Consider the following 14,168-nt stretch of genomic DNA (forward strand, 5'->3'; position numbering starts at 1 on the left):
TTAACCTGACAACTTAATTTTCTACTCTGCCGGATACAATCCGTCTGTCATCCAGTTGGCTGCTAATTCTGCAAAATCATAAAGATTAACTTTGCAGTCTGGAGAACCATCAGGCCCGCTTACATCCAGCCCGTCTGCATATTCTTTAATACAAACATTTTCACCGGTGAAAGAGCTGTACATATCAGCTACAGCGAATTTATCTGCTGCATAGTTTAGAATCTGAACATCGTCCAGTTCACTCTCCAAAGGCAGCACACTGCCGGTTGCCGGATTTTCAAGCGCACCAAGCATAATCATACTGTCTGCACCATCATTCAGGCCGCCTTCAGCCGACTGCTGTTCTACGCCGTTATAATAAATCTTCCCTGTTTGGCCGTCGTGGGTTACAGCAATAAAGATCCATTCATCTACCGGCAAAACATCGCTCGGCCATAGATCAATCCCGCCGTTGGTGTAGAAACGTACAGTGCCATTATTTCTCATAGTTAAAGACCATCGCATATTATCACCCCAGCTGTCTCGCTTGCTGACAATGCCGTGATTATCTGAGGCTTCTCCATCCCATTTAACCCAGGCGCTTACAGTAAGCTGATTTGAATATTTGGAAGGATCCCATGTGCCCGCTTGTGCCCAGCTGTTTACCTCATCAATCAGGACAGAATCACCATCAATGCCGGCATTAAACGCAGGGGTTCCGTTGGGGTCTGCGGGATGATAAACATCATCATCGGTGCTTACATCAAGATACTGACCGCCGGAATAATCTGCCTGATCAAATGTCCAGTGCGCCATCTGCCTTTTTACAGCCGCTTTGGCAACACTGGAAGTGGTTGTGCCGCCGTCATTGGTGATAACGCAATAGTAGAATCCTTCATCAGCAGCAGCCATGTCTGCTAAGCTGAGAATGTTTGAAGTGCTGCCTGCCTCGACGTCATCTTCGGGGGTCTCGTTTGAATTATCATCAGATTTATACCAGAGATACTGTTCAGGAGAAACGCTGCTTACTTCAACAGAAAGCTCAGCATCTTCTCCAGCATCTTTGAGAACATCTGCCGGCTGCGAATCTATAACGGGAACGCTTGAAAGCGAATCAAAGCTCCACACTGATCCGATAATATTATTCTCATCAACATCTTCAAGCTCACTTACCCCTGCTGTAAAGCTCTGCTCGTATCCGTCAACAGCCTCTACAACGGCCCACTGATAAGAAGAATCATAATTGAGGCCTGAAACGGTATATTCTGAAAAAGGATCTTCAGTGCCCGGGTCTTCGCCGGCAGCGCCAACATAATAAAGATTCGGGTCTTCTGCGCCGGTAGTCATAAAAATGTACTGATCAACAATATCAGGGTTCACGGCATACTGATCAGTTGAGTCTGGGCCGGCCTGCCAGCTCAAAACAGCCTCAACTCCGCTGCTGCCTTGCGAAACTTGGCTTACAGAGGGGCTGTAGGGCTTATAAGAAGACTTAAACACGAAGCCCAAATCATCTGCAGCGCTCCATGTCCAGCTGTTATCGCAATGTACACGCAATTTTGTAATCCAGTATCCCTCAGGCGCCCTTATTCCTGAGAAACTGTCCTCGCTCGTGTCTCCGCTGCTCATATTTATATATCTTGAAGTGCTTGTACTTCCTGAATCATCTCCGTTGGTGTAATAGGCGATAACGCGCCACCAGTCAGTGCTGCTGCCGTCTCTGCCGAGAATAGTGATACCTGCGGCGATAATGTCTTGCGGGTCCATCCCTGTAAAATCGCTGAATTCGAATTCATACCTATTAGTATTGCCCTGGAGTCTTTTATCGCCTGAGATGGGCGTTCTATTACCTCCGGAAGCTGTGTTTTTAACTGTACCGCTCGCACCTGTATTTCCTGTCGCATTGACTGTAAACTGTCTCTGGGCTCCATCAAAACTCGCAACGAATGAGGCCGAATCGCTCATTTCCGCATTATCAAAATTGATTACTCCTCCATCACCATCTAAATAATATTCTTCGACCATCGCCTTGAATTCTTCATACGTCATTACCTGACTTTCTCCAAGGGTTTGACCGATTCCCGTTGTCCATGTGCTGTTGTTGGAATAAGACATACTGTAATCAACTTGATTCGTCTGAACTTCCTGCTCGTCATAGATCCCAACAGCTTCAAAAGTGGCCGCGCTTGCTAATCCGCAGCCAAGCAGAAGAAATAACGCTAATAAAAACTTAATTCTTTTCATCATAATAGCTCCTTAAAATTTAATTAAACTTCATAAAATTCGATTTGAAATCTTACCATCATCTTGATCCAATTTAGGAACAGGCCAATTTGCTGATGGTGTATGTGATTCTTTGAGAAAATCCCAAAACCATTTAACAAGCTCAGGATTAGATTCAGCAAGGTTTTCCTCCTCACCAATATCATCAGCAAGATTATAAACCTCTACCGGCCTATCGAGACCATTGCAGACAAATTTCCAGTCCCCTTTTCTCGCTGCACAACGAAAGCCTCTTTCATGATCTTCCCAGTATAGCGGTCGACTTTGCAGCTCCGGCTGCGGCTGAGACAGCAGGCTGGGAACAACGCTCACACCGTCAATATTATTTGGCAAAGATGCGCCGGCCAGCTCTGCGCAGGTAGGCAGCACATCCGGGAAGTACCAAATATCATCGCTCACAGCCCCCGCTTTTATATGGCCAGGCCATCTAACAACCATTACTGTTCGCAAACCGCCATCATACAAACTGCGTTTTTTACCCCGCAGCGGGCCTGAGCTGTTGAAAGTGCCCTCATAGCGATTGGCTGCCCCGTTATCTGAACAGAAGAAAACAATAGTATCCTGATCAATTCCCATCTCTCTAAGCAGAGAAAACATTCTTCCCATATCCCTGTCCACACGGGTCAACATGGAAGCGTAAACTTTTTCCTTTTTCGACCAGCCAGCTTCATCAGCATATGATTCGATTTCAGGGATTTGGAAGGAATCATGAGGCAAGCAATAAGGTACATAAAGAAAAAAGGGCGCTTCACCGGCCCCGCGGCGTCTAATAAAATCCATTGCAAAATCAGTGAAAAGATCGTGGCTGTAATGTGATTGATTTGCAAATTTTTTTGTTGTGCCTGTATTACCGTTAAGTTTTTTCTTTTTCTGGTTATCCCATAAATATTCAGGTAGTGTGAATGAGCAAGATGCTGATTGAGATACCCAAACCATTCATCAAACCCCTGCCGGTTAGGGAGGCCTGAAGTGTCAGGCTCCCCTAACCCCCATTTTCCAGTGATGCCGGTTGCATAGCCGGCATCCTTGAGAACTTCTGCGATTGTAACATCGTCCTCCTTCAGCGGTACTCGCGGCCCAGAGCCGCCGCTGCAAGGCACTGCGCCATGCTCGAGATCACCCCAGTTGCCTCGAACTGTGGTGCGGCCTGTATGCTGGCCGGTCATTAGGGTGCTGCGCGCAGGGGCGCATATCGTTGCACCGGAATAAACCTGAGTAAACCGGATTCCTTCTCTGGCCATCTGGTCGATATGCGGCATCCGGATCCGATTCTGCCCATACAAGCTCAAATCACCATACCCCATATCATCCAGCATAACAAAGATGATATTAGGTTTCCCAAAAGCAGATGAATCGGCCTTTGAAGATAATCCCAAATGATACCCTGCGCCGGCACCAACTATCGCTGCCAGACCCAAAAACTTACGGCGAGTTATTCTGTTTGATTTCATATATTGCTAACTATAAATCTTTTAGATATTATTTTGCAGGCCTAAGTTTCTGCCTGTCAATATTAACTAAGAAAACGCAAAAAATATTACTTGCGGCAGCTGCGTTTGCGTTTATTGAGAGAAACAATGCAGCCGCCAAGACCAAATATCGCTAATGTTGCCGGCTCTGGAACCGTTACAAAAGCAAAATCATCATGAGCTGACCAAGCGTCCTGATCGCTATGTACCCTCATACCAGTGATCCAGTAACCATCAGGGGCAACAATCCCCGAGAAACTATCCTGAGTAGTATCGCCGCTGGACATATTTATCGTGCGGAAGGTACTGCTGCTGCCGGTATCTGTGCCGTTAGTATAACGAGCAATCACCCGCCAGTTAGCGGAGCCCCAATTGCTTCGACCGAGGATTGTCCAACCGATGGCCTTTATTCTTTCATCTGATTCCATACCAATGTAATCACTAAAGTCAAAATCAAGGGATGGCTGATTTCCCTGAAGCCGGTCTGCCCCTGAGATTGGGGTTCTGTCGCCGCCGGTCTCGTCGAACTTGAATGTGCCGGCTGCATCTCCAGTTGCTGTTACCGTAAATTGCTTGTCGCCCCCGTCAAATTTGACATCGAATGACGACGCATCCGCTATTGTACCCTCGTGATCGAAGTTAACAACTCCGCCGCGGCCGTTTGTAAAGGCTTGTTCAACCATAGGCTTAAACTGTTGGAGAGTTAAAATCTGATTATCACCCAGGGTCTGGCCGATACCTGTTGTCCATGAGCTGTTGCTCGAATAACCCATATCGTAATCAACTTTATTAGACTGAACTGTCTGTTCGTCATACACTCCAACAGCATCAAAATAGGCTGCATTTGCTGCGCCGGCAACAAAAATCACAAACGTTAAAACTGCCATTACTCTTTCCATCACTAAATCTCCTTTAAAGAAACAAAATTTAATACACTGCATTTTCAGCTTTATACCAAAAAGCTGAAATTACATAATCTTCCTTTATGCTTGAAACTTAAAGCAAAAATTGCACTTTACAATCCAATGAATTTCGCAGGTAGATTTGGTATAAAATTTAAGGAGGGGGAAAAGACAAACTAAACAAAAATTACTTTAAGCCAATATTTGACATAAACTTACAAACACTAAAAATTTTCATATCAAATTATGAAAAATGTGGTGCACCCGGAAACTCGACATTAGTTCAAGATTTTACACTACCGAGAATACTCTCAAAAGTGATGCGAATTGCATCTTCCAAACTTTTCCCGCAGTGGGCAAGAAAATCTTCAGCCGCTTTTTCTTTAGGCACACTAAATGGGAAGTTCTCCGCCTCCGAGCCTGCCGTGGACTCTCACCACCAATTTAATAAACACTCAGGGCAAACAAAAAGAGAGACGCTTTAAACGCCTCTCTCTTATATTTCAGGGGATTAGTTTTTTGCTGCTATTTCATCACCTTGTCAATCTCGCCCTTAAACGATTCTGGAACTGCCTTAAATAATTTCTCAGTTCTGTTATCTGCCGGATCAACAGGGATGCAGGCGTCCGGATTTTTCGGGTTTCTCAGCTCGCCAGAGGCAGCTGCCTGCGGCTGAAGGCCTGAGCCCACGCCCAGCTTCTTCATAGCAGATACAGCCCTTGAAGAGGGCAGCATATCAACAGCATCAAGCCCGGCGGTTAGACCGAAATCTCTCTGCTTTGCGATATCTGAGAATATCCCGAGCCCGTTCATCGGGTCCACTGAATCAATGAAGCTCAGGTAGTCGTCATTTCCGCTTAAAGGATTGTTTCTGCAGAAATCGTACATATTCATACTCTCAATCTTCCTCTGCGGATCGCGGGACATATATATGCCCAGCTTTGGATTGTAGCACCTTGAACCAACGTAGTAGAAATCTGTTTCCTCATCGAGGCGGAAGCCAGAGAACATATACGGGTTTCCAGTAACAGGTTCGGCTACCTGACTGCCTGTGCTGTCGAAAATTTCGTATTCACCGAAAGCCGAATAGCGGTATGTCTCTTTGATCCCTCCGGTGGAGGAGTCTGCCGAATACACGCCTACAACGCTGCCCTGGGCGTCCAAATAATAGCCGAAATAGTTTTCTTCAATTTCAGCTGCATATTCAGCGTCGAAACTTGTATCCATATATACTGCAAGGTCTGCAAGGTCTATCCTGTTTGGATCTGCAAAGTTTGCACCAGCGATGTATCCGCTGTCCTCAGGAAGAGAGAGCCAAGAATCGGCAATTTGCGATGCACTTGGCAGATCAAGCAGGTTTTGAGGCCTTTCAATGTTTATCATAGTGATAATTTCCTCACCATTCTCGCCATAAACATACCTTGAAGTTACTTGCCCCTCAGAGCTGTATTCAGCAATAACGTTCCTGCCGTCATAGCAGAATGTTTTAGTAAGCTGGCCTTCCTCAGCTAATGCGCCTGTTCCGATAGCCTTGCTTATTCTTCTTCCAAATGCATCGTAGTTATACAGGGCTACATTCACAGTATTCGGGTCTGCGGTGAGGGAGTATTCACCGATCAGCCTGTTTTCGTTGTCGTATATAAACTGCCTGTCGCCGAAAACTTTGATGTTTCCGTTTCCGTCGTACTGAACCTGATCAGAGCCGACTGAAGTAAATCGTCCCATCCCGTCGCCGTCGTCGGAGTATTGGATGGTTGTTCCGTTTTCGGTTTCGCTTTCACGCTGGAGGATGTTGTTGTAGTCGTAATCAACGCCGTCAGCGAAGGTGAGCCAGTAGTTCTTATCGTAAAAGAAATTCTGCACATACTGCTGCTGGCTTCTTGATACCACGTTGCCCGCTGGGTCTCTTGTGTATTCAACGCTCATTTCATTCGTGCCTGCAAACAGGTAGCTGATTTTTTCCAGATATATTCCCATATCGTCATCAGATGATCCTACATCTTCATAATCATAGAACGTCTCCGCTCCGCCGACGGTGAGCTTCCTTGTAGTTCTCCCGCTTTCATCTCGCTGGTAGTAAGCGAGCAGCTCGTTATTGGAGTCTGTAATGGTTTCCAGTCTTCCGGCTGCGTCGTATGCATAAGTTACAAAATATCCGTCCGGATAAACCAGCTTTTTGAGCTTCCCGCCCGGGTAATATTCTCTGCTTATCTCCCGTCCAAATGCGTCGATTTCTTTCACGAGGTTGCCGGCTGAGTCGTACTCAAATTCGCATTTGCCGGCAGAAACGAGCCTTCCCATAACATCATACTTATAGAGCGTGCAGGGCACGAGCCTTACCGCATCAAATGCCGCTGTCCCGCTTACCTGTTCAAACTGTACTGCTGCCTGTTCGTTTTCAAACTCGCACATCCCCACATTAACCCAGCTCTCGCTTCCGGAGGCGAGGTTAATCTGTTTTGTGAATTTCGGGCTGCTGCTGTCAAATCCGTCGAAGATATTTACATTCATAGTCCCTGTAATTCCTGCGGGATAGTACACCTGCACGAGATATGCGTCTTTGCTGATTGATGTCTGCATCGGGAAGGTTGCCCCGCTTGCTATAGACTGGCTGAACTGCCCGCCGAAGCTTGTGCTGTCCTGAACGGTTTGCCAGTTCTGTGAATCCATCATAGCAGGGATGCCCGAATCATCAAGCTGTATAACTCCGTCCTGATCGCCCTGAGACTCAGGAATCTTAACAGATTTGCCCCGGAGCAGGCCGTTTGAATAGTAGTCGTAGTAGTAAACAGCATCGGATGATTTCTTGTGTTTTACAAGATTCCCTGTTCCGTCGTACTGAAATACTTCGGCTGTACCGTCGGGCATAATCACTTCTGAAACTCTTCCGTAGTTGTCGTAGTGATAAGTGGTAGTGCTGCCTCTTGGGTCTTTTATTGATTTCAGCTTTCCGTTTCCGTAGTAGGTGAAATCAGTTTTATTCCCGTTCGGGCCTCTTTCATAGCTCTCAGGGAGTTTGACAGATTTAACCCTGCCGCTGTTGTCGTAAGTGTATTCAAGATTCTTGAATCCTTCCTGCACAGCTTTGGGGTCTTTCAAATATTCTCTCTTGCCGTTCGGGTCGTAGCCGAGCTGGGTGATCCTGCCGAGAGAGTCTGTAATCTGAGTGAGCTGGTTTAATATTGAATAGCTGAAATCGTAGCTCAAAGCTGTATTCTCTGAGAAGCTGCTTCCAAGCTGCGAACTCACCCTTGATACAAGGCCTGAGGGATTGTATGCAATCTTTGTAATCTCATTGAGGCCGTTGCTTATTTCGCGAATTCTGTCAGCATTATCGTAGGTGAAAGAAGTAACCTCACCCTGAGGCCTTACCACCTTTTCAACAAAACCGGTTTGCGGATTATAGTCATACTCCCATTTAGCATCCCATACGCCGGCGTTCTTATTGAGATAAATCGTTAGATAATCTATCGCACCGGAGCCTGCAAAGGCATACTCATAATCGAGCGTTCCTGCATCAGGCAGAGTAATTTTGCTTATAAGCCCTTCCGGTGTATACTCGAACTGGTAAGCCGGCCTTGTATTTTCAAACTGTCCTGTCTGCGGTTTGAAATACCGGTCAGCAGGCAGCTCGATTTTCTCCAGCAGGCTTCCATTATAGCTGAAATCTGCTGTGCTGCCGTTTTCGTCCGTTGCAGAAAGCAGCTTGCTATGAGGCCCTGAGCTGTAGGTGTAGGTTCGTGAGAGGCCAACGTCGTTCTGATCCGCTTTATGGGTTAATTTTATCATATTGCCGTAGTTGTCGTATTCGTACTCATAGATCTCGCCGGTTGGGAGGATCATTTTCTTCAAGTGCCCGGGGGCATTCTGCTCTGAAAGCTGCGGGTCGAGGTCGAAATCATAAACGTAATCAGTAACCGCCCATTCCCCGTCATCCATTTCCTTTTCGAGCTCGTCGAGCAGTCCGGTTTCTGTGAGATGGTGCTTTTCAAGATTGCCTGCTCTGTCGTACACTTCTACTGAAGTTATATTTCCGTTCGGATCGGTGTAATAAGAAGCAATGAAATCATCCTGCCCGTAGGTCTGCCTGTTTATCCTTCCCTCGGAATCGTAATAATTCACCGACCATATCTGCCCCTGAGAATCCTCCTGAGTTATAATCTGGTGCGGGTTGTCGGAGTCTGCAGAGGTGTATGTGTACTGTACAGTTCTGCTGCCTGCACCGCTTACTGCCGGCGGGCACTGAACAGATACGAGGTCTTGATCATCGTTTCTTGTGTAGTACCATTTCCTTCCGCGGCTGTCTTCAATGTAGTCTATCATCTTATCATCATCGTAGTAGATGTTGATGTATCTGCCTGCGTCGTTGGTAATGTTTGTGAGGAGGCCGTCGGAATAGTAGAAATCCATCTGATTGCCATACCTGTCTTGGATGTAGTCTATGAAGTATGTGCGGTCGGTATTTTCTTTATTTGATGCATCGAAGTACCAGTTTACATCGTTCTTCATTTTAACGATAAGATTATCACCATCTTCAAAAAGCATCACACCCGGGGCCTTTGCGCAGGTGTAAGGCCCGCTTTCGAGGCTATTATCTCTGAGGAAGTTGTATCTTGCGTTCCCTGCGTAGAGGCGGTATTTATCGTAATCGATGCAAGTGTCCTCGTCGGTTTCCTTGCCGCAGTATCTTAGTGCGATGTTGTAGTTGTGGGTCCAGTTGCGTCCAACCCTGCAGCTTTCAGGGTCTATCCCGTAATCAATTGTGTAGGTGTAGGATTCTTCATCAATTTGAAGTACATAGCTTGTGCAGTCGCTGATTATTTCGCTGTTTGGATCGCATTCCCAGCAGAAGTGTTCATACGTTGAATACACATCAACCTGAAGCGTTCCCCCGTCTTTATCGTAGAATTCGCCGAAGCCTTCCTGCACCTCTATCATATTATCGTTTGGATCAGGTGCGTTTTGCCCGGGCTTCCAGCAGTCCGGCTCAATAAAGTAAGATACATCCTCCACTACCATAAAAGTGTAATTTTTGATAGTATCAGAAGTGCTGCCGGTATTCCCGTAGGCGTTTACAAGCTCCTCAACGCTCATATTCACTGAATCGTCCTTCATTTGCTCAAGAGCAGCGCAGTCGTTTTCAAGCTGGCTGTCGTTTGTGCCGGCAAGATATTTCTGCCCGGGAGCAGGATTTGTGAACCTGCGTTTGAATCCCTGATCGTCGCTGTCTCCATAGTACAGGCGGGTGAAATTTATGTCCATCGTGTTGCCGGGCACATAAATATCATTTATGCTCTGTATCCCTTTTCCTGTGCAGAATTCCACAGGATCCATCCCTTTGTCTGTATCAGGGAGCACTTGATCCAGACTCTGGATTCGGTATTTTTTGTTTTCTTCTTCTGTTTCAAACGGCAGCACATGAATATTTTCCAGCCAATGATGGTAAAGAAAGCTGTCAACAGAGACGTGTGCAAAGTAGTTGGTGAACATCGGGGGAGCAGGGTTGTTTACAGTAATCTCGTAATGCTCCTCAATATCCATATCACGGAGCGAGCCCTCTGAGACAAGCTCCACACCGCCCGCTGTGCGTATAGAGCAGTACCCCTCATCAGGGCCTTTCTCGTTGAATGCTTCCACCTGCAGAATCACATCGCTGCCGTAAAACTCCCAGTTGTAGAAAATGCTGTTTGGGCACACAGGGAAGAAGCTGTTGTCTAACGCGTACCTGTAAACTGTAAGCCCTTCTTCGATTGGAGGGGTTTCCAGCTCAGGGTATGCAGCGTTGCATTCAGAACGCTCTGTTTTAAAAACTACCTTAAAGAGCTTAAACCATCGTCCGGCTGAAGCGTTCTGGACAACAAAAAACCCAAGAACAACCGCCGAAACCAGAAGTCCGCTTAAAATTGACCGTTTCATTGTAATAACCTCATTTTCTATTTCGCATAATACAACCCCGGATAACACTTGCTATCCAATCTACAGGTTTATAGTAGTTTTACTATAAAGAGATGTCAAGGAAAATAAATATGAATTTTTAAATAATTTTTGGGTCATCCAAATAATGTGCAACTTTCTTTGTGGAGGCTGAACATTCTGTTAGTGTCCCAAATTGTGTGTCTGAAGAAACTACTTATATTTTAATCTTCTGCGGGTTGGCTGTGAAATTATCACATAAAACTTATTACTTACAACTTACAACTTAAAACCTACAACTTAAAACTTAAAACTTATCACTTTTAACTTTTAACTCTGAACTTCCCTAAAATACTCAATCGTTTGGGCAAGCCCTGTATCGAAATCGGATTTCGGCTCAAATCCCGCTGCTTTGAGCTTATCGATCAAGGCCATACTGTGCCGCACGTCGCCCGGGCGCTCTTCGGCATAGCGAATCTCTGAGCTGGAGCCTGTGAGACTGATTATCCTTGAGGCGAGGTCGTTTATTGTCGTTTTACCGCCGTATGCCACATTGTACACGCCGACAGGTGCATCGGATTCTGCGAAGAACGCATTCGCCGCTGCAACATCCTGCACGAAGACGAAATCACGGGTCTGCTCGCCGTCGCCGAAGATTGTGATCGGCTCGTTGCGGAGGGCTTTGTGGATGAAGATCGGCACGGCCGCGGCGTATTGGCTCTTCGGATCCTGCCGCGGGCCGAATACGTTGAAGTAGCGAAGGCAGGCTGTGTTGACCAGCCCCTCGGAGCTGAACATATTGCAGTAGTATTCGCCGTCGAGCTTGGTGATGGCGTATGGGCTTTTCGGCTCGGGAAGCATTGTTTCAAGCTTCGGGACGGTTGGGTTGTCGCCGTAGATTGCGGCGGATGTGCTGAAGCAGAGCCGCTTTACGCCGGCCTCGCTCGCCTCGCTAAGCACGTTCAGCAGCCCCTGCACGTTCGTTTCTACGCATTCCTGCGGCTTGTGCATCGATTCGGGTACGCTGATCATTGCGGCCAGATGGAACACGTAATCGCAGCCGCGAACGGCCTCGCGAACCGCCTTGCGGTCGGTGATTGACCCGCGGATTAAGCGTGCGCCCGTGCCCGTGAGATTCTCCTCGAAGCCAGAAAGCAGATTATCCAAAACTACAACCTCCGCCCTGCCGCTGTAATGCCGAGCGATGTGCGAACCTATAAACCCCGCCCCGCCAGTAATGAGAATTTTCATAGAAACTATTTCCGCCTGATTTGTTCAAATATTTTTAAGTATGTATCAACACCGTGAGAAAAAGACATATTCTGCTCATAGAATGCTCTGGCATTCCTGCCCATTTCAGCAAGTTTATTTTTCCCTAAAGAACGTGCCTCATAAACTGCCTTGCAAAGCGACTCTGAATCCCCCGGTTCAAAACCAATACCTGCTCCAGCATCAGCAACAAGCTTAGAAGGATCGCCGCTTATTCCTGCAAGAATAGCTTTGCCTGAAGACATATAAGTTTGGATTTTCGAAGGCATCGTTATTCTAAAAAGCGGTTTATCCTTAAGATGAACTAAAGCCAAATTTGCCAAACTTAAAAAATTAGAGATATGGTTCAGGGAAACTCTGTCATGTAAAATGACGTTATTAATATTTCTGAGCTCTAATTCTTTCTGCAGCATAGACTGCTCAACACCACTTCCTACCAGAATAAATCTAACCTCAGGAACTATACTCTGAATCTTTTCCGCAGCTCTTAAAACAGTCATCATATCTTGAGCTGGGCCAAGGTTACCCGTATAAACAACATTAAAACAGCCCCTAACATTCAACTTTTCTGCAAGATCAAAATCATAAGCAGTATCTGAGGGAAAGTGCACTTCATCACACCAATTGTAAACCAGTTCTATTTTTTCAGGCTCAACCCCCCTTTCAATTAATTTATTTTTTGCCCCAGGGGATATAACCGCAATATTATCAGCAAATGAATAGGCCATTTTGCAAATCGAATTAAGTAAATTGAGCGCAAATCTATTGCTCAGCATACCTGTTGACTCCACCGAATCAGGCCAGATATCTTGTATATTCAACACGTAAGGAGCACCTCTAAATATACGCGTAAAAATCCCCGGAAAAGCTGATGTTATTGGACCATGCGGCAAATACACCACATCAGGTTTTGATACATTCCAAACGCCCCAAATGGAAGCGCTCATAGCATAGGTAAGATAACAAAGAGATCTTTTAACTGAAGACTCGTTATGACTTGGATATAAAGGCACTCTAAAAATCTTAACGCCGTCAATTGTTTCTTTCAAAAGCACTTTCTGTTTGTAACCGAACCTTTCACCATCAAGATAATTTGGGAAAGAAGTAAGAACTTCAACCTGATGCCCTCGTTTCACAAGTTCTTTAGCAAACGGTAAGCCATAAAATATGTTTGGATCAGGATAAAAATAGTGCGTTATAAATAAAATCTTCATATCAGCTTAAATCATTTTGCTTGAGGTTTTCCCAGATGTAATTGAGCTTGGCTTTGCCGGCTATAAGCTTCAGCACTCTTTCAGATGTATTCAGAATCTGGTAGTCTCTGGGCAATTCAACGTTGTTTCTCGTAATATCATCAGATGTCTGAATACGTATTGCTTCCACAATCGTATCAGCCTCAAGGCCGGTTACAATAATTGAGCCGGTGTCCAAAGCTTCAGGGCGTTCTATCGCATTTCGGGGCGTTATAGCTGGAAAATTCAAAATCGAAGCCTCCTCGCATATTGTTCCGCTGTCTGATATAACGCATGTGGAATTCATCTGCAGATTCACATAATCTATAAAACCGAAAGGCTTCATAAAGCGGATTCTCTCATCTAAGCCGTCTCGCTCAAGGCTTTCAAGCCTCTTTCTGGTTCTCGGATGGGTGCTTACGATTATTGGAATATCAAATTCTGCAATCAGCCTTTCAAACGCATCGAGTATCTGCCCCAAAGATTCTCTTCGGTCAACGTTTTCCTCTCTGTGAATGCTTGCCAAAAAGTATTTTCCCTTTTCAAGCCCCAATTCCTGAACGGCATTAGAGTCCTTGATTTTTTCAATATTGTCCATAAGCACTTCCCGCATCGGAGAGCCGGTAACATATATCCGCCTGTGGGGAAGGGCCTCAGAGATAAGATGCCTTCTGGCATGCTCTGTATAGCAAAGATTAAAATCTGCGATGTGATCTATAATCCTGCGGTTTGTCTCTTCTGGTACGTTCTGATCAAAGCTTCTGTTGCCGGCCTCCATATGGAAAATTGGTATTTGAAGCCTTTTTGCAATAATCCCTGCAATCGAGCTGTTGGTGTCGCCGAGAATAAGGACAGCGTCCGGCTTTTCGGCTTTGAGTATCTCTTCGGCTTTGATTAGTATATTTCCGTACACCTTCCCTAAGCTGGAGGTATCAACGTTCATAAAATGATCGGGCTTTCTTACGCCGAGGTCATCGAAAAAAACCTCATTGAGCTCATAATCATAATTCTGGCCTGTATGAACTATAATATGATCCAAATGCTTATCCAAGCGTTTGAGAACCGCGGAGAGCCTTATTATTTCCGGCCGAGTGCCGAGGATTGTTACTACCTTCATATAA

Annotated in this window: 6 protein-coding genes and 1 pseudogene; all 7 read right to left on the minus strand. The window is 45.8% G+C overall.

Annotation, left to right across the window (positions count from 1 at the left end; all coding sequences use genetic code 11):
- Positions 1-21 precede the first annotated feature (21 nt).
- The 7 genes and pseudogenes from STSP1_RS03290 to wecB all read right to left on the minus strand — a co-directional run bounded on the left by STSP1_RS03290 (position 22) and on the right by wecB (position 14,164).
- Positions 22-2,226 (minus strand): LamG-like jellyroll fold domain-containing protein, encoded by a 2,205-nt coding sequence (locus STSP1_RS03290; protein WP_085754982.1) that lies wholly within the window; start codon positions 2,224-2,226, stop codon positions 22-24.
- A 27-nt stretch (positions 2,227-2,253) separates the two neighbouring features.
- Positions 2,254-3,713 (minus strand): annotated as a pseudogene (locus STSP1_RS12810) (arylsulfatase).
- Between the two features lie 86 nt (positions 3,714-3,799).
- Positions 3,800-4,630 (minus strand): PEP-CTERM sorting domain-containing protein, encoded by an 831-nt coding sequence (locus STSP1_RS03300; protein ID WP_226997522.1) that lies wholly within the window; start codon positions 4,628-4,630, stop codon positions 3,800-3,802.
- A 528-nt stretch (positions 4,631-5,158) separates the two neighbouring features.
- Positions 5,159-10,549, minus strand: coding sequence for an RHS repeat-associated core domain-containing protein (locus STSP1_RS03305; RefSeq protein WP_085754984.1), 5,391 nt, complete (start codon positions 10,547-10,549; stop codon positions 5,159-5,161).
- 327 nt (positions 10,550-10,876) lie between these two features.
- The gene (locus tag STSP1_RS03310; protein WP_085754985.1) at positions 10,877-11,797 is read right to left on the minus strand and encodes an NAD-dependent epimerase/dehydratase family protein; all 921 of its coding nucleotides are present in this window, start codon (positions 11,795-11,797) and stop codon (positions 10,877-10,879) included.
- A gap of 5 nt (positions 11,798-11,802) precedes the next feature.
- A complete protein-coding gene (locus STSP1_RS03315) occupies positions 11,803-13,029 on the minus strand; it encodes a glycosyltransferase family 4 protein (RefSeq protein WP_085754986.1) in 1,227 nt (408 codons plus the stop codon).
- A gap of 1 nt (position 13,030) precedes the next feature.
- Complete coding sequence (gene wecB, locus STSP1_RS03320; protein WP_085754987.1) at positions 13,031-14,164, minus strand: non-hydrolyzing UDP-N-acetylglucosamine 2-epimerase; 1,134 nt, start codon at positions 14,162-14,164, stop codon at positions 13,031-13,033.
- Between the last annotated feature and the right edge of the window lie 4 nt (positions 14,165-14,168).

Origin of the sequence: Sedimentisphaera salicampi (genome assembly GCF_002117005.1) — a bacterium.
GTDB lineage: Bacteria > Planctomycetota > Phycisphaerae > Sedimentisphaerales > Sedimentisphaeraceae > Sedimentisphaera > Sedimentisphaera salicampi.

What these genes read in the sequence shown, in the direction of transcription:
- STSP1_RS03290 (WP_085754982.1), bottom strand. Translation starts at nt 2,226, where the DNA reads ATGATGAAAAGAATTAAGTTTTTATTAGCGTTATTTCTTCTGCTTGGC.
- STSP1_RS03300 (WP_226997522.1), bottom strand. Translation starts at nt 4,630, where the DNA reads ATGGAAAGAGTAATGGCAGTTTTAACGTTTGTGATTTTTGTTGCCGGC.
- STSP1_RS03305 (WP_085754984.1), bottom strand. Translation starts at nt 10,549, where the DNA reads ATGAAACGGTCAATTTTAAGCGGACTTCTGGTTTCGGCGGTTGTTCTT.
- STSP1_RS03310 (WP_085754985.1), bottom strand. Translation starts at nt 11,797, where the DNA reads ATGAAAATTCTCATTACTGGCGGGGCGGGGTTTATAGGTTCGCACATC.
- STSP1_RS03315 (WP_085754986.1), bottom strand. Translation starts at nt 13,029, where the DNA reads ATGAAGATTTTATTTATAACGCACTATTTTTATCCTGATCCAAACATA.
- wecB (WP_085754987.1), bottom strand. Translation starts at nt 14,164, where the DNA reads ATGAAGGTAGTAACAATCCTCGGCACTCGGCCGGAAATAATAAGGCTC.